Source organism: Enterobacter sp. Ap-1006 (genome assembly GCF_011752835.1).
Classification (GTDB): domain Bacteria; phylum Pseudomonadota; class Gammaproteobacteria; order Enterobacterales; family Enterobacteriaceae; genus Cedecea.
In genome coordinates, this window is the sequence record NZ_VWWU01000005.1 from 339,104 (window position 1) to 362,928 (window position 23,825).

At 57.0% G+C, this 23,825-nt stretch carries 21 protein-coding genes; 9 read left to right on the top strand and 12 right to left on the bottom strand.

Translation table 11 applies throughout. From position 1 onward, the window contains the following. Positions 1-36 precede the first annotated feature (36 nt). On the bottom strand, positions 37-534 hold the full coding sequence (locus tag F3J28_RS17510; protein ID WP_166878228.1) for a lactoylglutathione lyase family protein: 498 nt from the start codon (positions 532-534) through the stop codon (positions 37-39). 104 nt (positions 535-638) lie between these two features. Between F3J28_RS17510 and F3J28_RS17515 the strand changes: the two genes are divergently transcribed. After that, positions 639-1,508 carry a LysR family transcriptional regulator gene (locus F3J28_RS17515; protein WP_205247236.1) on the top strand — a complete coding sequence of 290 codons (870 nt, stop codon included), beginning with the start codon at positions 639-641 and terminating at the stop codon, positions 1,506-1,508. A gap of 30 nt (positions 1,509-1,538) precedes the next feature. Here the strand turns inward: F3J28_RS17515 and olsF are convergent, their stop codons facing one another. Further along, on the bottom strand, positions 1,539-3,254 hold the full coding sequence (olsF, locus tag F3J28_RS17520) for a bifunctional ornithine lipid synthase OlsF (RefSeq protein WP_166878231.1): 1,716 nt from the start codon (positions 3,252-3,254) through the stop codon (positions 1,539-1,541). A 521-nt stretch (positions 3,255-3,775) separates the two neighbouring features. On the opposite strand from olsF, the gene F3J28_RS17525 reads away from it, so the two are divergent. Continuing rightward, complete coding sequence (locus tag F3J28_RS17525; protein ID WP_166878233.1) at positions 3,776-5,302, top strand: peptide MFS transporter; 1,527 nt, start codon at positions 3,776-3,778, stop codon at positions 5,300-5,302. A 64-nt stretch (positions 5,303-5,366) separates the two neighbouring features. Here the strand turns inward: F3J28_RS17525 and F3J28_RS17530 are convergent, their stop codons facing one another. Beyond that, positions 5,367-6,203, bottom strand: coding sequence for an oxidoreductase (locus F3J28_RS17530; protein ID WP_166878234.1), 837 nt, complete (start codon positions 6,201-6,203; stop codon positions 5,367-5,369). 161 nt (positions 6,204-6,364) lie between these two features. Between F3J28_RS17530 and F3J28_RS17535 the strand changes: the two genes are divergently transcribed. Then, entirely contained in the window at positions 6,365-7,306 is a 942-nt protein-coding gene (locus F3J28_RS17535) for an AraC family transcriptional regulator (protein WP_166878236.1), read from the top strand. Between the two features lie 5 nt (positions 7,307-7,311). Here the strand turns inward: F3J28_RS17535 and F3J28_RS17540 are convergent, their stop codons facing one another. Both F3J28_RS17540 and F3J28_RS17545 read right to left on the bottom strand, forming a co-directional pair. Further along, on the bottom strand, positions 7,312-8,580 hold the full coding sequence (locus F3J28_RS17540) for a chloride channel protein (protein ID WP_166878238.1): 1,269 nt from the start codon (positions 8,578-8,580) through the stop codon (positions 7,312-7,314). 120 nt (positions 8,581-8,700) lie between these two features. Beyond that, a complete protein-coding gene (locus tag F3J28_RS17545; RefSeq protein WP_166878240.1) occupies positions 8,701-10,044 on the bottom strand; it encodes an MFS transporter in 1,344 nt (447 codons plus the stop codon). Between the two features lie 130 nt (positions 10,045-10,174). On the opposite strand from F3J28_RS17545, the gene F3J28_RS17550 reads away from it, so the two are divergent. Next, positions 10,175-11,071: a LysR substrate-binding domain-containing protein gene (locus F3J28_RS17550; RefSeq protein WP_166878242.1), complete on the top strand. Its 897-nt coding sequence runs from the start codon at positions 10,175-10,177 to the stop codon at positions 11,069-11,071. Between the two features lie 393 nt (positions 11,072-11,464). Here F3J28_RS17550 and fabF read toward each other — a convergent pair whose 3' ends face one another. Genes fabF through F3J28_RS17570 form a run of 4 tightly spaced genes read right to left on the bottom strand, consistent with a single transcriptional unit; the run spans position 11,465 to position 15,911 of the window. Further along, positions 11,465-12,748, bottom strand: coding sequence for a beta-ketoacyl-ACP synthase II (gene fabF, locus F3J28_RS17555; protein ID WP_166878371.1), 1,284 nt, complete (start codon positions 12,746-12,748; stop codon positions 11,465-11,467). An 18-nt stretch (positions 12,749-12,766) separates the two neighbouring features. Next, positions 12,767-14,329: a DHA2 family efflux MFS transporter permease subunit gene (locus tag F3J28_RS17560; protein WP_166878244.1), complete on the bottom strand. Its 1,563-nt coding sequence runs from the start codon at positions 14,327-14,329 to the stop codon at positions 12,767-12,769. Continuing rightward, positions 14,326-15,369: an HlyD family secretion protein gene (locus tag F3J28_RS17565; RefSeq protein ID WP_166878246.1), complete on the bottom strand. Its 1,044-nt coding sequence runs from the start codon at positions 15,367-15,369 to the stop codon at positions 14,326-14,328. The genes F3J28_RS17560 and F3J28_RS17565 overlap by 4 nt, the downstream gene beginning before the upstream one ends. Next, positions 15,369-15,911 carry a winged helix-turn-helix transcriptional regulator gene (locus tag F3J28_RS17570; RefSeq protein ID WP_166878249.1) on the bottom strand — a complete coding sequence of 181 codons (543 nt, stop codon included), beginning with the start codon at positions 15,909-15,911 and terminating at the stop codon, positions 15,369-15,371. The genes F3J28_RS17565 and F3J28_RS17570 overlap by 1 nt, the downstream gene beginning before the upstream one ends. A gap of 272 nt (positions 15,912-16,183) precedes the next feature. On the opposite strand from F3J28_RS17570, the gene F3J28_RS17575 reads away from it, so the two are divergent. Together F3J28_RS17575 and F3J28_RS17580 are read left to right on the top strand one after the other, a co-directional pair. After that, the gene (locus F3J28_RS17575) at positions 16,184-17,347 is read left to right on the top strand and encodes a methyl-accepting chemotaxis protein (RefSeq protein WP_166878251.1); all 1,164 of its coding nucleotides are present in this window, start codon (positions 16,184-16,186) and stop codon (positions 17,345-17,347) included. Between the two features lie 269 nt (positions 17,348-17,616). Then, the gene (locus tag F3J28_RS17580; protein ID WP_166878254.1) at positions 17,617-19,167 is read left to right on the top strand and encodes a methyl-accepting chemotaxis protein; all 1,551 of its coding nucleotides are present in this window, start codon (positions 17,617-17,619) and stop codon (positions 19,165-19,167) included. Positions 19,168-19,202: 35 nt separating this feature from the next. Here F3J28_RS17580 and F3J28_RS17585 read toward each other — a convergent pair whose 3' ends face one another. Next, positions 19,203-19,814, bottom strand: a complete 612-nt coding sequence (locus tag F3J28_RS17585; RefSeq protein WP_008458507.1) for a LysE family translocator — start codon at positions 19,812-19,814, stop codon at positions 19,203-19,205. A gap of 108 nt (positions 19,815-19,922) precedes the next feature. Between F3J28_RS17585 and F3J28_RS17590 the strand changes: the two genes are divergently transcribed. After that, positions 19,923-20,387: an Lrp/AsnC family transcriptional regulator gene (locus F3J28_RS17590; RefSeq protein WP_166868158.1), complete on the top strand. Its 465-nt coding sequence runs from the start codon at positions 19,923-19,925 to the stop codon at positions 20,385-20,387. Between the two features lie 47 nt (positions 20,388-20,434). Here the strand turns inward: F3J28_RS17590 and F3J28_RS17595 are convergent, their stop codons facing one another. After that, the gene (locus F3J28_RS17595; RefSeq protein ID WP_166878257.1) at positions 20,435-21,631 is read right to left on the bottom strand and encodes a TCR/Tet family MFS transporter; all 1,197 of its coding nucleotides are present in this window, start codon (positions 21,629-21,631) and stop codon (positions 20,435-20,437) included. A gap of 65 nt (positions 21,632-21,696) precedes the next feature. Here F3J28_RS17595 and F3J28_RS17600 point away from each other — a divergent pair, with 65 nt between their 5' ends. Then, positions 21,697-22,335 carry a TetR/AcrR family transcriptional regulator gene (locus tag F3J28_RS17600; RefSeq protein WP_166878260.1) on the top strand — a complete coding sequence of 213 codons (639 nt, stop codon included), beginning with the start codon at positions 21,697-21,699 and terminating at the stop codon, positions 22,333-22,335. 64 nt (positions 22,336-22,399) lie between these two features. Then, positions 22,400-23,020 (top strand): LysE family translocator, encoded by a 621-nt coding sequence (locus tag F3J28_RS17605; RefSeq protein ID WP_166878262.1) that lies wholly within the window; start codon positions 22,400-22,402, stop codon positions 23,018-23,020. Here the strand turns inward: F3J28_RS17605 and F3J28_RS17610 are convergent. Then, on the bottom strand, positions 23,017-23,790 hold the full coding sequence (locus tag F3J28_RS17610; protein ID WP_166878265.1) for an AraC family transcriptional regulator: 774 nt from the start codon (positions 23,788-23,790) through the stop codon (positions 23,017-23,019). The two genes, F3J28_RS17605 and F3J28_RS17610, sit on opposite strands and share 4 nt — an antisense overlap. Between the last annotated feature and the right edge of the window lie 35 nt (positions 23,791-23,825).

Here is a 23,825-nt window from a genome sequence, read left to right on the forward strand (position 1 = left end):
AGGTCGCAGGGTTTTGTAGCCTGCAGGCAATGCACCTTAGTAAGCGCCGGCGCTGTAGGTCAGTTCGTAAGAGTGGGAGTAGATTTCAATAATATTGCCAAAGGGATCCTCCATATACACCATGCGATAAGGTTTCCGATCCGGGTAGTAGTAACGTACCGGCATTCGCTGCTTCCCTCCGGCGGCAACAATTTTTTCAACCAAATCTTCCAGATTCGGGTCCTGAACGGCGAAGTGGAATACCCCGGTTTTCCAGTATTCGAAGTTATTCTGCGGGTTTTCGGCATTGCTGAACTCAAAAATTTCGATGCCTATTTTATCGCCGGTTGCCAGGTGGGCAATGCGGAATGACCCCCAGCCTTTGCCGAATACGTCATCACACATAATGCCGATAGGGCTGTCATCGTGATGAACGGTGGTCGGCTCCATAATTAAATACCAGCCCATCACCTCGGTATAAAACTTCACGGCGGCGTCCAGGTCCGGCACTGACAGGCCGATGTGGGAGAAATTACGCGGGTAAGTCTGATTCATATTTGCCTCGAAATTATATTCCTGTGAACTTGTGGAAAGCACAATAACGCGGCAGGATAAAAATATATAATTATCAAAATAGATAGTTTTGATAAGGAATCATTATGAATTTCGAATGGCTAAAAACGTACTGTACCTTGGTGGAAACCGGCCATTTCACCCGGACTGCGGAAAAACTTCATATGACGCAGCCCGGTGTTAGCCAGCATATTCAAAAGCTGGAAACCAGCTTGGGTAAAAGCCTGCTGGTGCGTCAGGGGAAGCGCTTCACCCTGACTCATGAAGGAGAAAGCGTATTTCAGCAGGGGCGGCAGATACTGGCGGATCTCAATGCCCTGACGCTAAGCGTGCGTCAGGATGACCCCTGGCGGGGGCAGTGCTGTATCGCCAGCCCCGGCAGCCTGGCCCTCAAGCTATATCCGGCCCTGTTAGGGTGGCAGGGGCAATACCCCGATCTCCAGCTTGATTACCATATAGGCTCCAATGATGGAGTGGAGCGGGATATTGCCGAACGTCGCCTGGACGTCGCACTGACGACCAGGGCTGCAGTCCTGACGACGCTGCATTCTGAAGAGATAGCGCGGGAGGAGCTGCTCCTGGTCACGCCCGCTAACTGCCTGACGCCCAGTTGGGAGGCCTTATGCCAGCTGGGCTTTATTAGCCACCCCGACGGGTCCTGGAATGCCCCGCGCCTGCTGCAGGCCAATTTTCCGCAGTTTGATCACCTGGATAACATGCCGCGGCGTGGTTTTTGCAATATTATCAGCACCATCCTGGCACCGGTCGCTAAAGGCTTAGGCTTTACGGTACTGGCCCGCCACGCGGTAGAGGCGTTCAGCCAACAGGATAAAATACGCATTCACCGCCTTGAGCAGCAGGTTTTTGAGCCAGTTTATCTGGTGACGCGCCGCTATCATCCGCAGCCCCTGCGTATTCAGGCCATGATTAAGCTCATCAAACAAACGCTGGCTTAACATTCCCCGGCAATATTTCTGCGGCTTATTTTAAGCTTCTGCCGACAAATGCATTCCAACATACCGCTCATAGCGGCTCTTTTTCAGGAAGGTTAAATCCACCAGCACCAGCCCATCGACGCAGTTGTTGAAGGCCGGGTCGCTGCCAAAATCAATAAACTGCACGCCGCCCGGCTCGCAGAGTTCCGAATATTGCTTATACAGCGTCGGGATGCCGCAGCCCATATTGCTGAGCAGGGATTTTAACCGAGTCAGATCTTCGCCGTAATCCTCTCCCTTGAATTGCGCCAGCACGTCGGGGAGGCTTGCCGGATAAGGGCTGCGGGACGAGGCCAGCGGATGGCTCGCCGGAAACCACAGCCGGTAAAAGGCGACGAGCAGATCGCGTGCGTCCGGCGGCAGGCCACCGGAAATAGATACCGGGCCGAACAGGTAGCGATATTGCGGGTAACGGGCCAGGTAAGCGCCAATCCCCGACCATAAATAGTCCAGGCCACGGCGGCCCCAGTAGCGAGGTTGAATAAAGCTGCGCCCCAGCTCGATGCCGTGCTGCAGCACATCGTCCATTTTTTCGTCGTAGTGGAACAGACTATAGCTGTAAAGCCCGTCTAAACCGCGTTTTTTGATCTGCTGAGCGGTAGGCATAAAGCGGTAGGCGCCGACGATCTCCAGGTCCTGCTCATCCCAAAGGATTAAATGCAGGTAATCGTCATCATACCTGTCGAGATCCCGGCGTTTGCCGCAGCCTTCACCTACGGCGCGAAATGCTATCTCACGCAGGCGACCAAGCTCGCGCAGCAGCGGAGCCTCTTCTTTGGTGTCGTTTCGCTGCCAAAGATAAATCACTTTATCGTCGGCGGTTCGGCCCAGACACTCGGCTTTAGCCAGCTCCCGGCGCAGCGTGGCCCGGTCTTCCGCCCGGGCAATGGCGCTTTCCGTTGTGAATTTGCCGGAAAGCCCTTTACCCAGCAGCTGAACATGCTGGCGGCACTTTTTAGCCAGTTCGCGCGGGATTTGCTGTGGACTATGCCAACTTTCCCAGGGAATGCGCTGGCCAAGCGTGATTGGCAAAGTGGAGTTGCGGCGGCGGAACATTTGCTTCATCAGCAGCAGCAACGGCAGCGCAGGGGAAACCATCGCGCCAGCATAAAACAGGGCGCTGTTACGCGCGTGGATAAAGGCCGGCAGAAGCGGTACGCGGTACTTCACGGCAAGCTTAATGAAGCCGGTGTGCCAGTGCCCGTCGGCAATGCCTTCCCGGGATAAACGAGCCACTTCTCCCGCCGGGAAAAAGATCAGTACGCCGCCGTTTTGCAGCTGCTGCTCCATCTGCACAAGCGATGATTTAGGCGTGCGGCCATTGATATTGTCGACCGGGATAAACAGAGAACTCAGCGGCTCGAGGTGATTGAGCAGGCGATTGGTGACGACTTTAACATCGCGGCGGACGCGGGAAACGGCATACAGCAGCGCCAGTCCATCAAGCGTGCCTGTGGGATGGTTGGACATTATCACCACAGGGCCACTTTCAGGGATATTTTCTAATTCACGGGGAGATATATTACAGCGGATTTGCAGGTGGTCCAGTACCTGTTCGACCATGTCGAGGCCACGAAGATGAGGGTATTGCCCGGCAAAGGCCTGAAACTCTTCCTCATGCAGCAGGCGTCTTAACAGATTTTTTTGCCAGGGTGCAGGCTTAGCCTGAGGCCAAAGATCGTCAAGTACGTTATCGATACTAAACATGTCAGCTCCTCCTAACTTCCTGTTGGTGAAAGTATAAGCAAAAGATGAAGTTTTCGTGTCAGTGAGGTGATGTTTCAGGGATACGCGCAGAAGCGGTGCCGATTTTTTATTCCCCAGTGATACATAGATGGGCGGTTAACGCGATTTTTGGCTTAGGTAATGGGGTAAACCCAGATGAGTTGTAGGTTAATGGCGAGTGTTTCGTGAAAAAGAGTGATTTTTATTTAAAATATTGTTTTTAATGAATTTTGTTTTTAGTTGTTTGAGAATTTATTGTCAAGATAAAAGCGCATTTAATGAGATTTTTATCATGAAAAATGAGAGTTAAGTCGATTTTTAATCTAAAAACCCTCTATTAGACACTAAAGTTACTCTTCGTCCTGATGATTTTCCAACGATCTACGCTAAAGTAGCCGCCGCTGGCTAACGACCAGCCTATGATTAAAAATCTGCAACTGAACGCCGGGAACGGCGTTTTATCAACACCGCATCAAAAAGAGATAACCTATGGGAGTTCACAGATGAGTCACTCTGCGACGAAAACAAAAACATTTTTCGGGCATCCGTACCCGTTAAGTTCGCTCTTCCTCACCGAAATGTGGGAACGTTTTTCTTTCTACGGGGTTCGCCCGCTGCTCATTCTGTTTATGAGCGCCGCGCTGCTTCAGGGTGGGATGGGGCTGCCGATTGAGCAGGCATCCGCCATTGTTGGGATTTTCGCCGGCGGCGTGTATATCACGTCTTTACCGGGCGGCTGGCTGGCCGATAACTGGCTCGGACAGCGCCGCGCCGTCTGGTATGGCTCGCTAATTATTGCCCTCGGCCACCTCTCAATTGCGCTGTCGGCATTCGTGGGCAACACCTTCTTCTTTGTCGGCCTGCTGCTGATCGTCCTGGGAACCGGGCTGTTCAAAACTTGTATTACCGTAATGGTCGGGACGCTGTACAAAAAAGAAGATACCCGCCGCGACGGGGGCTTCTCGCTGTTTTACATGGGCATCAACATGGGCTCGTTTATTGCCCCGCTGATCATCGGCCCGCTGCATGAGAAATATGGCTGGCATATGGGCTTTGGCCTGGGTGGCTTAGGGATGCTGATTGCGCTGTTCATCTTCCGCTTCTACGCCATTCCGCAAATGCGCCGCTACGACAAAGAAGTCGGCCTGGATTCCACCTGGAACCGCCCGACGACCGAGCGTAAAAACGTTGGTAAATGGGTGACGCTTGCCATGGCGCTGCTTGCCGGGCTGGTAGTGTTGATCGCCAACGGAACGATTCCGTTCAATCCGACGGTAATTGCGAAAAGCTCCGCCTACATCATTTCTACCTGCGTGGGCCTCTACTTCCTGTTTATGTTCTTCTTTGCTGGCTTAACCAGCAGCGAGCGTTCGCGCCTGCTGGCCTGCCTGATCCTGCTGATTGCGGCGGCGTTCTTCTGGTCTGCCTTTGAGCAGAAGCCGACCTCCTTCAACATCTTTGCGCGTGATTACACCGACCGCCAGATGGGCAGCTTTGAAATCCCGACGATCTGGTTCCAGTCGATCAACGCGCTGTTTATTATCCTGTTAGCCCCGGTGTTCAGCTGGTTCTGGCCGTCGCTGGCTAAGCGTAATTTGAACCCGAGCAGCATGACGAAATTCGTTATCGGCATTCTGTTTGCGGCGGCAGGTTTTGCGGTGATGATGGCGGCGGCAAACCAGGTGCTGGCGACGCAGAGCGGCGTGTCCCCGTTCTGGCTGGTGGGGAGCATTCTGCTGCTGACCCTCGGTGAGCTGTGTCTGAGCCCAATCGGCCTCGCGACCATGACGCTGCTGGCACCGCAGAAAATGCGCGGCCAGGTGATGGGGCTGTGGTTCTGCGCCAGCGCGCTGGGTAACCTGGCGGCGGGTATTATGGGCGGGCACATCAAAAAAGATCAGCTTAGCTCGATGCCGGAGCTGTTCTCCCACGTCTCTATCGCCCTGGTTATCTGCGCCGTTGTGCTGGCCGCGCTGATTATTCCGGTCAGAAACATGCTGAGAAACGCGGACGCCAACGAAGCCAAATAACGGTTTTTAAGCACCAGGCCCGGTAGCCTTTATGGGGTACCGGGCCTTTTTAGTTTGTGGGCCGCTACTGCACATCAGTCGAACGACTTATCGTTTCCCACGCCTCAATATCTGCTTCCATTCGCACAAGCTTCTCTTTGACGAAGGTAACCGCGTCGCTGCCCAGGAGCAGGGTTGCCGGCGGATGAGGGCTGTCGATAAGCGCCAAAATTGCTTTGGCGGCTTTGATCGGATCGCCCGGCTGCTGCCCGCTGCGTTTCTGGCGCGCGTCGCGAATCGGGCCGAAGCTCTGGTCATAATCGCTGATGCTGCGAGGGGTTCGCACCATAGATCGTCCGGCCCAGTCGGTTCTGAAGGAACCGGGCTGCACGGCGGTCACCGCGATATTAAAAGGCAGGAGCTCTTTGCTCAGCGTTTCGGAGATGCCCTGCAGGGCGAATTTGCTGCCGCAGTAGTAGCTGATACCGGGCAGGGTGATAAAGCCGCCCATCGAAGTGATATTGATAATATGGCCCGTGCGACGAGTGCGGAACCCAGGCAAAAAGGCTTTTATCATCGCGACGGCGCCAAATACGTTGACGTTGAACTGGTGAATCAGTTCGCTCATCGGGGATTCTTCCATCACCCCCTCGTGCCCGTAGCCTGCGTTGTTGACCAGTACATCAATAGCGCCAATCTCCTGTTCCACCGAAGCCGCCAGTGGGGCTGCGGCATCAAAGTCGGTGACGTCCAGAATTCGGGCAAAACACTTGCCGGGTGCCAGCGCCTCAAAGGCTTCCTTCGCCTGGTGATTACGCACGGTTCCAACCACGCGGTGTCCGGCTTTCAGGGCTTCTTCTGCCAGCGAACGGCCAAAGCCGCTGCTGACGCCGGTAATTAAAAATAACTTCGACTGGCTCATTATTATGTCCTCCGTTAATAGGAGGTAAATCGTAGGGCTGGAAGGACCGAGTGAGTAGCCTGGATCCTCTCTGATGTTTGCCTATTCCTATGAGGTATCTGGACGAGGTGAGGTTTCACTGCCAGACTCTGCCAACATTTCCCTTAGCCAGATGAACCGCTATGACAAACGCCAGCCTTCTGGCCAGTAAACAAATGGTTGAGCTTCTGGATCGGTTAACCCCGCATGAAGGCTACAATCTCACCGCGCTGAACGAAGTCCGTTTCTTACGCTCTAATCGCCCGCTGATGCGAACCCCGGTTCTTTATGAGCCCGGCATTGTGATTGTGGTGCAGGGGCGTAAACGGGGTTTTTTAGGTGAGGATGTCTATTTATATGATGCCCAGCACTACCTGATGGTTTCCGTGCCCGTGCCGTTCACCATGGAAACGGAGGCCAGCGCCGAAGAACCCATGCTGGCTATCTACATGAGGTTAGACTTCACGCTGGCTGCGGAGGTGATGCTGGCGCTCGATGGCCGAGGCACTGAGCTGGCCTGCGAGCCGCGCAGCATGATGTCCAGCCCGATGGACGAAGCGATGAGCGCCTCCGTACTGCGTTTCCTCCAGGTGATGTCGACGCCGCTGGATGCCGATCTTTTGGGGCCGGCTATGATGCGGGAGATTTATTACCGGGTACTGACGGGCGCGCAGGGGCAGACGTTACGCAGCGCGCTGACGATGCAGGGGCAGTTTGGCAAAGTGGCGAAGGCGCTGCGCAAGCTTCATGCTGAATTTGATGCGCATCTGGACGTTGATGCTCTGGCAAAAGAAGCGGGCATGAGCGTGCCCACTTTCCACAGCCATTTCAAAGCGGTGACCAACACTTCCCCCATGCAATATCTCAAATCCACAAGGCTGCATCAGGCGAGATTGTTGATGCTGCGAAACGATCTTACCGCTTCGGCGGCAAGCGCCCGCGTGGGCTACGAAAGTGTGTCGCAGTTCAGCCGCGAATTTAAGCGTCTTTTTGGACTCACGCCGCTTAACGAGGTGGCGCGTATGCGGCAGCATTTTTCCATGCCGGCCCCGCTCGCAGAGTCGGTATTTATCTCTTCCCACTGAAGAGGTTAGTACCGGTATTTCTTATCCAGAATTCGGCAGGTTGTATAAGCCCCGGCGGCGCAGAGCAGCGCGGGGGCAAAATAGCTGTGATCCATATGGGTAAACTCCATCACCAGCGCCACGGCGGTGATTGGCATCTGCATCGAAGCGGCTAAAAACGCCGCGCCGCCGACCAGCGCAAAGCTGCCCACGTCTCCGCCAGGGAAAACAAACTGCCAGACCACCGCCAGCAGCAGGCTCAGCAAAGCACCTACCGTTAAGCCCGGTGTTAGTAGCCCACCCTCAGCGCCGCCTCGCAGGACGGCGAGGATCACCAGCATTTTCAGCGCCAGCAAAATCGCCGCGAAGTTAAAGCCCAGGCCGTTGCTGATGGCGAGCTGCATCGGGCCTTTGCCGTTGCCCGGCAGCTGCGGGAACCACAGGCTAAGCACGGCCAGCAGCGCGAAGGCCAGCAGGCAAAATACCGGCATCTGCCAGTTAGTTTTTACCTGCGTTCTCACGCTTGTTGTCGCCTTGCGGAACAGCCAGGCTGCATAACCCAGCAGCGGGCTGGCAACAATGGCCCAGCCGATAAACGCGTGGGGAAGCGCAAAAGAAGCGAAGTGATACTGCGACTCATCCCCCAGCCCCAGCGTGGCGACCCAGGCCGCTACTGCCGAAGTGATGACCGCCGCCAGCGCTTTCTCCCAGCTGAACGAGATCAGCAGCACTTCCAGCGTGAACAGCGCTCCGGCAAGGGACACGTTATACACCGCCGCCAGGCCCGCGCCCGCGCCGCAGGCAATCAGCGTCCGGGTTTCATCCGGCTGCAGGCTGAACTTCCGGGCGAGGAGCCCGGCCGCCAGCGCGCCCATTTCCCGAGGGGCCACTTCACGCCCGAGCGGGGAACCCAGCGCAACGGTAATGATTTGCAGCAAAGCATGAACAGTGGTGGTGCCCGTAGGCATCGGCACGGCAGGATTTGCCACGGCGGCAGCGATAGACACTCTTTTCTTGCCGTAACGCGCGAGCAGCCACCAGCCAAACCCGGCGACGGCCCCGCCGCCAAGAATCGCCGCGACCCGGCGTAAATGCGTGGCGTCCGTCACGCCCTCAAGGAACGTCTCGCTCCCAACCAGTTGGTCAATGCTGTAGCCAAAAGCCAGGTGCTGAATGGCGTGTAAAATCAGCGCGAGAAGCATCCCCGCGATGCCGGCAAGAATGCCGGTAAGTACGACCGCAATCAGGCGCACAAGGTAGTGTTTAGCGTCAGCCTGGTCAGCTTGCTGGGTCATATTGGGATCCTTAACGCGGGAAAATTCGATGATAAGGGAGAAGAATTAAACAGTTAGTATAAATGTAGCATTCATCCGGCCCGAATCTCTCTCACCTTTCCCCGCGCAAATTTCCCTTGTTTAACTCGCTTTCTGGCATGCCGCAAGCAGCATGCCTGCCACAGCGGCAGCGCCCAGCAGCCGGAAAGCCGTTGCCCACTGTGTTATATCGGGAGCCTGCCCGAGCACAACGGAAAGCACCGCCAGCATCATTGCCCCGGCCATATACTGGCTGGTGGCCATCAGGGCGCTGGCGCGTCCCTGTTGAACAGGCGGGGTGGATGACAGCCCCACGGCGAACATCGCCGGGAAGATGAGCCCGTGGCCAAGCCCGCTTAACGCGATACCACTGATAAATACTGCAGACAGCGGGGACGCCAACCCGACGGACAGCAGCCCCAGCCCCAGCGCCGAACAGGCAAACCCGACGGCCAAAACCATGGCGCTGGCGTAACGGGCCGTCAGGCGGGTAAAAAGCGTATTGCCCGCCACGATTAACAGCGCGAGCGGCGTGAACATCAGCCCGGTGGTAACGGCATCCTGCTGCAGCGTCTGCTGCCAGAATAGCGTCATGGCATAAAACTGGCTCCCCACGCTTGCCATATAACAGGCGCTGCTGAGCCAGCCCGTTTGCAGGCCCGGCAGAGCGCGAAGCGAGCGGGCCAGTAAAGGCTGAGGGGCGTAGCACTCGTGCAGAATAAACAGGATCCCCATGGCAACGGCGAAGCGGTTGGCAACATAGTCAGGCTGCCCGGTTTCGCCATAGCGCATCAGCGCCCAGACCAGTGCCCCGGCGGCGAAGCACCCGATCAGTGACCCGATGCCCGTCTGCTGTTTTTCGCCCTGCGTGCTGAGCGGGAGATAATCCCGGCGAACCAGCCACAGCGCAAGCAGCCCCGGCGGAATGTTAATAAAGAAAATGGTTCGCCAGTCCAGCGCGGCCAGGATCCCGCCCAGTATCACGCCCGCAACCAGGCCCAGCGCGCCGATGGCGCTCCATATCGCCAGCGCCCGTCGGTGCGCCTCGCCGTGAAAGCGCTGCGCCATCAGCGCCAGTACCGCAGGCTGTAACAACGCTGCCGCCATCCCTTGTCCGCAGCGGGCAATGAGCAGCAGCGTGCCGCTCTGCGCCAGCCCACCAACCGCTGACGAGAGTAAAAACAGCGCCATGCCGAGGCTGAACATCCGGCGAGCCCCCAGCCGGTCGCAGAGGCTGCCGCCCGCCAGCAAGAGGGCGGCAAACGTCAGGCCATACAGGGAAACCACCCACTGCATCTCGCTGAGAGAAAGATTCAGGCTCTGCGCCAGCGTGGGGAGCGCGACGTAGACAATTGCATAGTCCAGCGCAATCAGCGCCTGTGCAATGCCGGGCGCGGATAAAGCGCGCCAGGACCCGGCGGCGGGTATCGCATAAGTTTGTGTCATCGACGTTTCCTGCTATTTTCTCTGTGATGAATCATTTTCATCATTTGATGAGCGTGAATAACAGGCTACGCCTTTGTTTATGGTGCAATCAAAATCATATTATTCAGCCAGGGATGAGTTAAATTCACTCATGAAAAATCGTCGACTCCCGCCACTCACGGCCATTCGGGCCTTTGATGCCGTGGCACGCCACGCCAGCTTTAAAGCGGCAGCGGAAGAAATTGGCGTGACGCCCACCGCCATCAGCCACCAAATTCGCCTGCTGGAAGATTCGCTGGAGCAGCGATTGTTCACTCGCTCTGCTCGGGGCGTGGCGCTGACTGCGGCGGGGGAGATTCTGTTTCGTGCCTCCGGGAACATGTTCACCATGCTGCGCGAGGCCGTTGAGTCCATAGCAACGATATCTCAGCCCGGCACGCTCACGCTCAGCACTACTTCGAACTTCCTGACTAACTGGCTGGTGCCGCGTTTACCGTCTTTACATCAGCAGCATCCCTCGCTGGAGCTGCGCTTTCACAGCGGCGTAGCGCTGGCCGATCTCCACGGAAAAATGGCGGATTGTGCGGTGCGTTACAGCATGCAGGCCGACGAATCTCTCGACAGCACGCTGCTGCATAGCGACAGCTTTGTGCTGGTGGCAAGCCCGCAGCTAAAGCTCAGGAGCGTGAAGGATCTCGCGGGAATGACGCTTTTTCATATTGATAACCGGCATGTGCCCAGCCCCGAACCCAGCTGGCAGCACTGGAAATCCGTCTTTGGGCCTGAAGATTTGGATGTGCAGAGCGGTATTCATTTTGACGACGAAACCCATGCGATTCAGGCCGCGATAGCCGGGCAGGGGATCTTGCTGGCAAGCGAGCTGTTGATTCGCCGGGCGTTACAGCAGGGTCTGTTGCATATTGCGCTGCCGGGCGCGCTGCCTGGGGCGAACTATTATTTTGTGACCAGCCACGAAAAGGCCCGGAGAGAAGATGTGCGGCAGGTTAGGGCGTGGTTGCAGCAGGAGTTTGAGACAGACGGGGGATGATTGCCCCTCACCCTAACCCTCTCCCCAAAGGGGAGAGGGGACTGGATCGAGTTTAGTTTCTCCCCTCTCTCCGGAACGTACAGGAGGGGCGAGGGGATTGGATCGAGTTTAGTTTTCCCCTCTCCCCGGAACATACAGGAGGGGAGAGGGGACTGGATCGAGTTTAGTTTTCCCCTCTCCCCGGAACATACAGGAGGGGAGAGGGGACTGGATCGAGTTTAGTTTCTCCCCTCTCTCCGGAACGTACAGGAGGGGCGAGGGGATTGGATCGAGTTTAGTTTTTCCCCTCTCCCCGGAACATACAGGAGGGATGAGGGGGCTGGATCGAGCAGAGATTTTCCGTCAGTTTTTCCCCCTCTCCCTTCCAGGGAGAGGGCCGGGGTGAGGGTCCTGTTATTCCCCGGATTCCCACCGTTTCAACAGCAGGCTGGCATTCACGCCGCCAAAACCAAACCCGTTCGACAGCGCATAGCTCAGCGCCTGCGGCCGGGCTGTAAGCGCCACCAGATCCAGCCCGGCCGCCTCTTCATCGGGGTGATGCAGATTCAGCGTCGGGGGCACAACCTGGTCACGCAATGCCTGAATAGTAAATATAGCCTCGATGCCGCCCGCCGCGCCCAGCAGGTGGCCGGTGGCGGATTTCGTTGACGTCACCGCCACCGGATGCGTGCCGAAAAGCGCTTTAATCGCCGCCAGCTCGCCTTTGTCGCCGACCTGGGTCGAGGTTGCGTGCGCGTTGATATGGTCAACATCCGCGGCTGCAATACCGGCCTGGCGAAGGGCCGCCTCCATTGCTCGCCTTGCGCCGTTGCCGTCTTCCGGCCCGGCGGTCAAATGCCAGGCATCCGCGCTGGTGCCGTAGCCGACCAGCTCAGCCAGCGGCGTTGCGCCACGAGCCATGGCGTGTTCCAGGGATTCAATCACGATAAGCCCGGCGCCTTCGCCCATCACAAAACCGTCCCGGTCACGGTCGAACGGGCGTGAGGCGGCTTCGGGATTGTCGTTGGAGGCGGTAGACAGCGCGCGCGCGGCAGCAAATCCGGCCAGGCTGACGCGGTGAATGGCCGCTTCTGCGCCGCCGCAAAGGGCAATATCAGCCTCGCCGCTGCGGATCAAGCGGGCGGCATCGCCAATGGCCTGGGCTCCGGCGGCACAGGCGGTCACCGGGGCTCCAATCGGCCCACGAAAGCCGTGCGCAATGGACACATGCCCGGCGGCAAGGTTGGCGAGGAAAGAGGGGATGGTAAACGGCGACAGGCGACGTGGCCCGCGTTCGTCCGTGGTGCGCACGGCGTTGGCTATTTCGCTGAAGCCGCCGATCCCGGTGGCAATCACCGTTGCGGTACGATCTTTCTCTTCCTGCGAAGCTGGAGACCAGCCAGCCTGGGCGAGCGCTTCATGGGCGGCAACCAGTGCAAACTCGATGAACCGATCCATCTTTTTACGTTCTTTGGCGGAGATCGTCGCCAGCGGATCAAAGCCGTGCTCAGGATCCTGTTCTACGGACGGCACCTGACCGGCCACTTTGCAGGGGATATCTGCCACGACGTTTTCATCCAGCGCCGAGATGCCGGATTTTCCCGCCAGCAGCGACTGCCAGACATGCTGCACGCCACAGCCCAGCGGGCTGACGATTCCCATGCCCGTGACCACAATCCTTTTCGCTGAAACGCCCATCATTATTCTCCTGAAATATCAGTGTGGCTGCGGCTTTTTCATTAACGGAACCAGCATCGCAGCAATCAAAAAACCTATCATGATCAGGTAAAAAGCATCCGAAAATGCCTGAGTTCGTGCCTCGCGCAGAGCCAGAGAGGACAAGTTTTTTAGCGCCCCGCTGGTGGCGGCATCCGGGGACAAGCCCTGCGCGGCCAGGCTGGCGGCGCTGCGCTGGACAAAATCCGTCATCGCGAGATTAGCGGTATTGAGATGGTCGGCCAGGCGGCTGTAGTGCAGGTTGGTTCTGTCATTCAACACCGTGCCGCACAGCGCAATGCCGATAGCACCGCCGAGGTTACGCATTAAGTTGAACAGCCCGGAGGCAAGCTTAAGCCGCGCGGGCGGCAGGCTGCCCAGCGTTAACGTCACCGTAGGCGCGACGGCGAACTGCTGCGCAAGGCCGCGAAACGCCTGCGGCAGCAGCAGTTGGTCCGTGCCCCAGTCGTGGGTGATCGGCACGAAGCTGTACATCGAAATGGCAAAGCCGATCAGCCCGGCCATCAGCAGCCAGCGGAGATCCACTCGGTTTGCCAGCCAGGCATAAAAGGGAATCGACATCACCTGGAACAGGCCTGTGGAAAACACCGCCAGGCCGATTTCCAGCGCGCTAAAGCCACGTACGCTGCCGAGATACAGCGGCGTTAAATAGATCGTGGCGAAAATGCCCACCCCGGCCATAAACGAGAAATAGCAGCCGAGGCTAAAGGTTCTGTCCTTGAGCGCCCGCAGGTCCATCACCGGCTGGGCGTGGCGCAGCGTTCGAATAATAAAGGCGATGCCGCACAGCAGCGCTATCCAGCCGGTTGTGGCGATGGTGTTGTCATCAAACCAACCCCAGCGCGGGCCTTCTTCCAGCGTATATTCCAGGCAGCCGAGCGAGGCCGCCAGCAGCAAAATACTGAAATAGTCCGCGCCGCGCAGCAGCGAGAAATCCGGGCTATCTACCTTCACCAGCAGCGGCACGGCGACGGCGATATAAATCCCCGGGATGACGTTAATAAAGAACAGCCAGTGCCAGTTGAAGTTCTCGGTGATCCAGCCGCCGACGGTGGGGCCAAGCGTCGGCGCCAGCGAAGCCAGGCCGCCAATGGTCGCGGCGGCAATAACGCGCTGTTTGCCCTGAAAGAAAGCGAAGGCGGTGGTAAACACCAGCGGGATCATCGAGCCGCCCGCCAGCCCTTGCAGGGCACGGAAGGCAATCATGCTTTGAATATTCCACGCCCAGCCGCAGAGCAGGCTCATCAGGGTGAAGCCTGCCGCCGAGGCGGCAAACAGCCAGCGGGTGGACATCACCCGCGCCAGCCAGCCGGACAGCGGAATAATAATGATCTCGGCGATCAGGTAGCTGGTCTGCACCCAGACAGTTTCATCATCCCCAGCCGAAAGGCCGCCGCCGATATCCCGCAGCGACGCGGAGACGATTTGGATATCAATCAGCGCAATAAACATCCCGACGCACATGCTGGCAAAAGCGAAGATCTTTTTTGCCATTGGCATAGAGATGCCCTGCGGCATCGGTGCGGCCTGGGCGGTGCTCATCGCGTGCTCTTTTGATCGACGGTAACGATGACCGACAGCCCCGGACGAAGCACATCCAGTTTTGCGCCGTCACCTTCCAGCGCTATCCGCACCGGAACCCGCTGAACGATTTTGGTGAAGTTCCCCGTGGCGTTTTCCGCCGGAAGAATGCTGAACCGGGAGCCGGTCGCCGGAGAGACGCTGGCAACGTGGCCCTTAAAGGTGTGGTTCGGCAGCACGTCGGCCACCACGGTCACCGGTAAACCGGCTCGCATGTGCGCCAGCTGGTTTTCCTTGAAGTTGGCATCGACCCAAAGCCCCTGGGAAGGCACCAGCGAGAGTAGCTGCGTGCCGCTGGTCACGAAGGAGCCGGTCCACGCGCGGCGGTTACCGATCACGCCGTCGAACGGGGCGCGAATTTCGGTATAGCTGAGATTCAGCTTCGCCATCGCCAGGTTAGCCTGCGCCTGTTCCAGCGCGGCCTGGGTTTGTTTTTCACGGGCATCAAGCACCGCGAGCTGGCGCTGGGCGACGGCTTTGTCGGCCAGGGCTTTGCTTTGTTCCGCTCGCGCCCGGCGATAATCCGCCGAGGCGTTGTCGCGTATTTGGGCTGAAATGGCGCTCGAGGCTTCCAGGGCGTTATAGCGGCGGTTGTCGTTGGCCGTTTTGTCCGTTGCCGCCGCCGCTGCCGCTAAAGAAGCGGTGGAACCTTCAATCGTTGCCTGCTGCAGCTGGCGCGTGGCGGCGATATCCGCCAGCGCAGCCTGCTGGGCGGCAACTTCCCCAAGGGCTTTCGCCAGCGCGGCCTGGTAATCACGATCGTCAATGCGGATCAGCAGGTCGCCTTTTTTCACCGCCGTGTTGTCCTGCACCGCAATTTGCTGAATGTAGCCGGAGACTTTGGTTGAAATGGCGCTGATATCCCCGCCGATGTAGGCGTCGTCGGTAGACTGAATAAAACGCCCGCTGTGCCACCACCATGCACCATAGCCTGCGGCCGCCAACACCGCGGCACCAAGTACGGTCAGCGTAATCAATTTTTTCTTATGGGCGGCGCTCATCACTGGGGTTCTCTGTACGGTTCTGGCTGGAATTTAAGCCCGGCGTCGCCGGCTTGTTTACGCTGCAGGTAGTCGTGGCGGTATTTCATCATCGGTGAGGCCGCCGGGCCCGGCACCATGGCGTATTTTCCTGGCTCAATCGACTCGCCGGTTTCTTTATCGGTAAGGATGGGCTCTACCGGGCGCTGGGTTTCGCGCTCAACCAGCTGCATCTGACGCCCTTCGGGCGCGAAGTGGCGGTTGCCCCATTCAGCCAGTGCCAGAATCACCATGCGGAAATCACGCCCGCTTTGGGTGAGGTGATATTCGTAACGCGGCGGCGAGCTGCTGTAGCAAACCTTCTCCAGTAAGCCATCATCAACCAGCTCTTTCAGGCGGCGCGAAAGAATATTGGGCGCCACGTTGCTGCTTTTCTGGAATTCATCGAAGCGGGTAAAACCGGCCAGGGCATCCCGCAGGATCATGATGCTCCAGCTGTCGCCGATACGGCCGAGGCTGCGGGCAATGGGGCAGGGAGCGCTGCACAGAGGTTCGTTTTTCATGGGTCGATCCGGTTACGGGTTAGCGTCTGGCGACAAATTGGCATAGTGACTTTCAAAATGCAAGTGACTTGCTGAGGCATGGAATAAAGTGACTTTGTCGTAACGTCACGGATATATTCAGAAAGGCGTCGTTCTTAAACGAAAAGTGCGGATTTAAAATCTTTTCAGTTGACTTATGTCGGGATTAAACGCTGATTTATTTTATAAGATGGCTTTTCCATAAATCCAGGTAATAAATAATATACCCGCCCAAGTCTCGCACAGGATTATCTATGCTTAAGAATGCCAGCGTTCGAAGCGTTATTGTCTATTTTTTGGCAATATCCTTTTTAGTTATAGACTTCTTAGCATTTACTTTATCAGCCAGCGTGCTTGTTTTAGCCATGTTTAATATTGCCTGGGTTGTCTTACTCTTCTCCCTGTGGACGTATATGACGATATATCTTGTACGGCCCATTAATAACGTTAAGCGGAGCATTGACGAAATTAACTCGGGGAATTTATCGGTGCATATCCCTGAGTTTGGTAATAATTGTGCCGGACGATTGATTCCGGGCATAAATACGCTTTCCGCCGAAATTACTACCCTGGTAATGGATATTCGCAAATCGTCCCAGTCGGCCAAAGCGCTTTCGGAAAGCCTGGCGCACCAAAGCGCCACGCTGTCGGTGAAAACCGAGCAGCAGTCGGCGATGCTGATTCAGACGGCATCGAGCATGGAACAGATTTCCGCCGGGACAAAAAACAATGCCGACAGCACCCGTGAGCTGAGCGACATCACCAGCGGCGCGCATCGTTCAGCCAACCACGGCAGCGACCTGATGCAGAAGCTGACCAGCAACATGACTTCGATAACCGATTGTGCCAATAAGATGACGGAAATTATCACCATCATCGACAGCATTGCCTTCCAGACCAATATCCTGGCGCTGAACGCCGCGGTGGAAGCCGCCCGCGCCGGGGAACACGGCAAAGGCTTTGCGGTGGTGGCTGGTGAAGTCAGGAACCTGGCGCACAAAAGCTCCGAGTCGGCCAAGAACATTAAGTCGTTGATTGATATCACCAACCAAAACGTTCTGCAGGGCGCAAGCCTGGTCTCCGAAGCGGAAAAAAATATGAAGGATATTGTTTCGGGTTCAGAAAATATCGACGCGCTGATGGGTCATATTTTTATCTCCACCAACGAACAGGAAAAAGGTATTCAGCAAATTACCACGGCGCTCTCCGAACTGGAGAAAGTCACCCAGGGGAACGTAGCGGTGGTGGAAGAGCTGGCCGGATCTTCAGAAGTGCTGAATAAACAAGTGTTCGAGCTGGAAAAAAGAACCAGCAGCCTGCATCTGGGGGAAAGCGATGAGGCAAGCGTAATATTATCGCCCCAGCTGGCACCGCGCCGGGCGTTAAAAAGAGAAGAGGAACACTGGCAGGCGTTTTAATCTCTAACTTTAGAGCAAATAATAAAAGGCTCCGACGCATGAATATGCCGGGGCCTTTTATTTTTCAATGACTTTTTCATTGTGATGCGGATCACATTAAAGCATTACTTCGGGCCAAAATGCTGCTTTATCGACCGTTCCCCCCTGGTTTTTGCCTGCAGAAATAACCGTGACCTCCGATATCGGTTAACAACGTGGTTACAAAACACGCCATTCCCTCGCGCCAGGCGCCGGGGGCACTCCGGGATGTGGTTTTCTAAGGAACGAGAATGAAACTAAGTAATTTGCGTGTAGGCGTCAGGCTGAGCGGCGGTTTTTTCCTGCTGTTGTTTTTAATGATTCTGATGGGGATCGGCGCCAGCCTGTTCAGCCGGAATAATGTTCACGCCGTCGATGAGATGATTAACCAGCATTTGCTGAAGGAAAGGCTGGTCGAGGAATGGCTGGCGCAGGTCGACAAGAGCAGCGGGAACGCTATCGCGGCAATGGGAACTGAAAATGCGATGCTGCGTAAGAAACTGCTCGCCAGCATCGCGCAGAATTCGGCGGTCACCACCCGGGTCCAGTCCCAGCTCACATCTTTGATTGCGTTGGAAACCGGCAAACACCTGCTGGCGAATCTTGTCCCCGTGCGTGAAAAGTATTTGCAGGTTCGTTCCGAAGGGTTGGCCCGGGCTGAGCGGAGCGAACATGAGGGCATGGATAGCTATATCTCGGAACGTTTTATTCCGATAAGCGAAGAATATCGGCAGGGGCTGCAGGCTCTGCTGGATTTCCAAAAACAGCTTATCGACAACACGCATGCCAGCATTCAGAAAAACTCCCGTAATAATGAGCTGCTCATGTTGCTGCTAGTGGCGCTGGGTGTGGCGCTGGGGGCGGCAACGGCCTGGTACATAACCCGCAGTATTACGCATCCGCTGCTGCAGGCCGTTAACGTTGCCGGCAGGGTGGCGCAGGGCGATCTCACCGCCAAAGTACATGTGCATGCGAAGGACGAGCTGGGGCAGCTCATGCATTCATTGCAGGAAATGATTACTTCGCTTGGGAGTACGGTTAGGAACGTCAGCAGCGGGGCGGAAAGTATTGCCCTGGCAGCGGATGAAATTGATGCCGGGAACCAGGATCTGGCCTCACGGACAGAGGAACAGGCGGCGAGCGTCGAACAAACTGCCGCGACCTTAGAGCAGCTAACGTCGACGATCAAGAGCACCGCCAGTCATGCCCATCGGGTGAATACGCTGTTTAATGAGTCCGGAGAAATGGTCAAGGCTAACAGCGAACGTATGCACGTGGTGGCCGATGCCATGGGCGAAATCCATGCTGATGCAGGCCGGATGACCGATATCATTGCGGCCATTGAAGGAATTGCTTTCCAGACAAATATCCTGGCATTAAATGCCGCCGTTGAGGCTGCCAGAGCCGGTGAACAGGGGCGTGGTTTTGCCGTGGTAGCCGGGGAAGTGAGAACGCTGGCGCAGAGAAGTTCGGCCTCCGCGAAAGAGATTCGTGACATCATTAGCGCGTCGGTGAACAAAATCACCGATGGCCGTAAGCTGGTCACGGAAGCGGATGAGGGCATGCAGGAAATCGTTGAAAACGTTGCCCGCGTGCAGCAGCTGGTGGATGAAATTGCCCGTGCGAGTCATGAGCAAAGCGACGGCATCGCGCAAATTAATGCTGCGATGGGGCAGATTGATACCACCACTCAGCAAAACGCCTCCCTGGTTGAGCAGTCCTCCGCGGCCAGCGGTTCCCTGAAGGAGCAGTCCGGCATGCTGATCAACAGTATTCGTGTCTTTACGCTACATCAGGCGTAGTCCATCAGAGGCAGGTATCCTGCCTCCTTTTTTCACTATTTCAACTGCTCGTAAATCAGCAGCAGCGCAATGATTACCATGAGGACACCCGAAAGCATACTCACCCTGCGAGCGGCCTGAGGGCGGGTGCTTAAGAGCGCTCTTGAACCGTAACCAATCAAGAGATAAATCAGGGTGCAGGTCACCAGGTGCATCGCACCCAGAGCGGACATCTGCTGCGCCACTGACCACTTCCCCTGGGGATCGGTAAACTGCGGTAAAAGGGCCAGAAAAAGCAGAAACACTTTCGGATTCAGGCCGCTGATACACATCCCTTTGATGGCCCACTGTTGCCAGTTGCCGTTGTTCTGAGCGGCGGCGTTCAGCCCGGGAGGGCTGCGCAAAATAGTGAGGCCAAGCCAGAGCAGATAGAGCGCACCCAGCAGCGTGAGGACGGATAAAGCGAGCGGATGCCCGGCGAGCAAAACCCCCACGCCGGCAACAACAATGATTGTCGCGATAGCGTGGCCCGACATCAGTCCGGCCACGGCGGGAATAATTCTGCGGCCATTGATTCCGGCGCTGATGGTGTAAGCCCAGTCAGCCCCAGGGGTGATGATTAGCAGGAACGAAACCAGCCAGAATCCTGCGGCAAGGCTCATCGCCATGATGGTATTTCTCTCTTGGATAACGGGAAAGAAAGAATACGGTTAATCCCCGGCAATGGGCTTTCAATGTTATGCTGAAAACTCTGGTTAAAAGAGAGAATATTCCAAATGGATAGCGTAGACAGAAAAATTCTTGCTGAACTCCAGGCCGATGGGCGTCTGTCCATTACCGAGCTGGCCGAGCGGGTTAACCTCAGCCTCTCGCCGTGCCATCGTCGGCTCAGAGCGCTGGAGCAAGAGGGGGTCATTACGGGCTATCGGGCTAACCTCGACCCGGGCAAGATGGGCTTTAATTTTGTGGCTCTGGTCTTTGCGACGCTCAAAGAAGGGGACAGAAAGGCCGTCAGCGCGTTTGAAGAAGCTGTGGAAGATATCCCGCAAATTGTGCTGGCGCAGAGACTGTTTGGCGACCCGGACTATCTGATGCAGGTCGTAACCCGGGACCTGCCTTCGTTCCAGGCGCTGTATGACAGAAAACTATCGGCCATGCCCGGCGTGCAGCATCTCCGCTCGACGCTGGTGATGAAAACCGTGGTACAGGACAGGCCCTTTCCGCTGGAGAAGTTAAAATAGGCCTGCAAGTTACGATGTGATTTTTCCGCCATCGCTCTCTGGCTGCTTTATGGGCTTATTGGCTGTATTTCACTTTTGCCGCGGGTGCTGAACAATACCAGCGGCACGGCAACGGCGTACACCACAATCACCGACAGCCAGATAGCGCCTGGCCACGAATCCTGCACCACAAAGTAGAAGCTTGAGAAGCCCAGCGGGGCAATGATAGACGCGAGGCTGACCGCCGAGGCCAGAATTCCCTGCAACTGGCCCTGGCTGGCTTCATCTACCTTCCGGGTGGCTAGCGCCTGCAGGGCCGGGGCGCCAACGCCGCCCAGCCCGAACAGCGGCATAATCACAAACACCTGCCAGCCTGCTTGCACAAAGGCCAGCATCGTCAGCGCAATACACGAGCTACAAATGCCAAACAGCACCGCGCCGCGCTCCCCCAGCCAGCGGGTTATCGGGCCGGGAAGCAGCGCCTGCGTCAACGTCTGGCAGATGCCGTAAGCGCCGAGAGAAAGCCCAATCCACAGCCCGTTCCAGCCGAAAGTATCGGTCCCCCAAAGCGCCCAGCAGGTGCCGTACACTTCGCCGGTTGCGCTCAGAATGAAAAAGACCATCGCAATCGGGATTAATCCCTTCAGGGTAAAAATGCGGCGCAGAGGCTGCAGGGGATTGAGTACGGCAAAGCTGAACCGTTGGCGGGCGGGCTCGCGGGATTCCGGCAGCATAAACAGCGCCATCAGCAGGTTAACGGTGTTTAGCCCGGCAGCCGCAATAAACGGCAGCCGCACCCAGGCATCGCCCAACAGGCCGCCAAGCACCGGGCCGATGATAAACCCGGCCCCAAACATGGCGTTAAACAGCCCGAAGCGACGGGCGCGTTTATCCGCCGGAGTGACGTCGGTGATGTAAGCCATCGCCACCGAGACGTTCGCGCTGGTCAACCCGGCGATAGCGCGGCCCAGCAGCAGCATCCACAGGTGCGGGGCGAAGGCCATGATCAAATAATTCACGGCGGCCCCGATAAGGGATACGAGCAGCACGGGGCGGCGACCATAGTTGTCGCTCAGCGCCCCCAGCAGCGGGGCGAAAACAAACTGCATCAGGGCATACAGCGCGGTCATGATGCCGATCCAGTGGGCGATATCCGAGGTGTGCGTTACCTCTTCCAGCAGGCGCGGCAGAATCGGAAAGATCAGGCCGATGCCGACGGCATCCAGGCAAATGGTGGAGAAAATGACAACCAGCGCTTTGTTCATGTTTACCTGTACTAAGTACCAATATATACTCAGTACATAATTATCCATTCCGCAGGATCCTGTCAATGTCCGTCGATCGCCGAACCCTGAACCGACTCGCCACCCGCCAGAAAATTTCTAATATCGCCACCCGGCTGTTTCTGGAAAAGGGCTTTGAACAGGTGACGATTGACGAAATCGCCACGGCGGCAGAGGTGGGGAGAATGACGGTGTTCAACCACTTCCCGCGCAAAGAGGAGATGTTCTTCGACCGCGAAGAAGAGGGGCTGCAGATGCTGCGCCGTGCGCTGAGTCAGCGGGATAAAAACACGGGGCCGCTGGAAGCGCTGCGCCGCTTTGCTCACCATCTGGTGGAGCAGAATAGCCCGGTGGTGGCTTTCTCCGTGGCGGGGCAGGGGTTTGTCTCGACGATTGAGCACAGCCCGGCACTGAAAGCGAGAGCCAGGGAGATTCGGGATGAATTTGCCCAGGCGCTGGCGCATGAGCTGGCCGCCGGGGCCGGCCTTGAAAAAAGCGACCCGCACACTCAGCTGGCGGCGGGCCTGGTGCTGGCCACGTGGAGCGCCGCGCTGATTCAGGCTCACCGAACTTTTAGCCAGACGCTGAGCAATGCCGCCGCCGCCGCCGTTTTTCTTGACCTGATCGACAGGGGAACAGCGGGCGTTATCGCGGCAATGAACGGGACAGTTTACGGCGAAAAATAACGGCATCAGGGCATTGTCGGCTGAGCTGAATTTCAGTAGATTTATCGTTTTCGGAGTTAGAAAAATGTCCGTCGCCGATGCGCTTCTCGCTTTCACGCTAGCCGCCACGCTGCTCACGCTTACCCCCGGTCTTGATACCGCGCTTATCCTGCGAACTGCCGCCGCCGAAGGGGGCAAAAAAGCCTTTCATGCCGCGCTGGGCATCGACGTAGGTTGTTTTGTCTGGGGGGCACTGGTTGCCTTCGGGCTTGGCGCTTTGCTGGCGGTGTCTGAATTTGCCTATACCTTGCTGAAGTGGTGCGGTGCCGCGTATTTATGCTGGCTGGGTATTCAGCTGCTGTTGCGCCCTCGCCAGAGTTTCAGTCTCGCTTCTGCGGAATCAACCCGCGCCAACAACTGGTTTTTACGCGGTATGCTCGGCAATGTGCTTAACCCGAAAATGGGCGTGTTTTACGTCTCTTTCCTGCCGCAGTTTATCCCCTCCGGCCATTCGCCGATCCTCTGGACTTTCCTGCTGGTTTCTATTCATGCGGTGCTTGGCACGCTGTGGTCCCTGACGCTGATTCTTGCCACGCGCTACGCTTCCGGCGTGCTAAGAAAGCCTGGCGTTGTGAAGTGGATGGATCGCGTCACCGGCTGTGTGTTTCTGCTGTTTGCCGCGAAGCTGGCCATCAGCCGACGTTAAGTCTGTTTCGCCGTCAGCATGCCCGGCGTCTGGCCGGTCATGCTGCGGTAAAAGTAGATAAAGGCGCTGTCGCTGGAAAAACCTAGCTCCGAGGCAACAACGGTAACCCGCGCGTGGCTGGCCAGCATTTCCACCGCCTTCATTAAACGCCACTGCTGCCGCCATGGCTGGTAGGAGAGGCCGGTTTCCCGGAGGAAAATACGGCCAATGGTGCGCTCGCTTGCGCCGGTTACGCTGGCCAGTTCGTTGAGCGGCGGCGGCAGCGTGTCGCCAGTCAGGTGGCGCAGGCGCTTATCCTGCGGGAAGCGCAGCGTCATCGGGACTTCTTGTGCGGCATTCAGTTCCGCTACGCACAGGGCGGCCATGTGCATCGGGGCGCCTTGTTCCCAGTCAGTTTCCCAGGGGCTGGCCGAAATCCTCTCCAGCAGTTCGTTGAGCAACGGCGTGACGTTGAGCACCAGCGCGGTGGCGGGCAGCGTGAGGTAACGTTTCATATCAAACCAGATTGAGCGGTAGGCCACGCTACTTTTCATTTCGGCCCGATGGCTGACGCCCCCGGGGAGCCAGGCGACTTTACCCGGCGGCAGCAAAGAGAGTACCTGGCCTTCATCCAGCGTGAGCTTCACGCAGCCTTCCCGGGTAAACAGCAACTGCCCCATCCGGTGTCGATGTAGCCCGGAATCATGATCCCCAAGTTCAGCCTGTACGCCAATCACGCCGTTATGCAGCGCGTCAGGGTTAAATTCTGCATCCGCACTTAGCCAGCTCATAATGTCTGATTTCCGATATTAAATGTCATAATGTT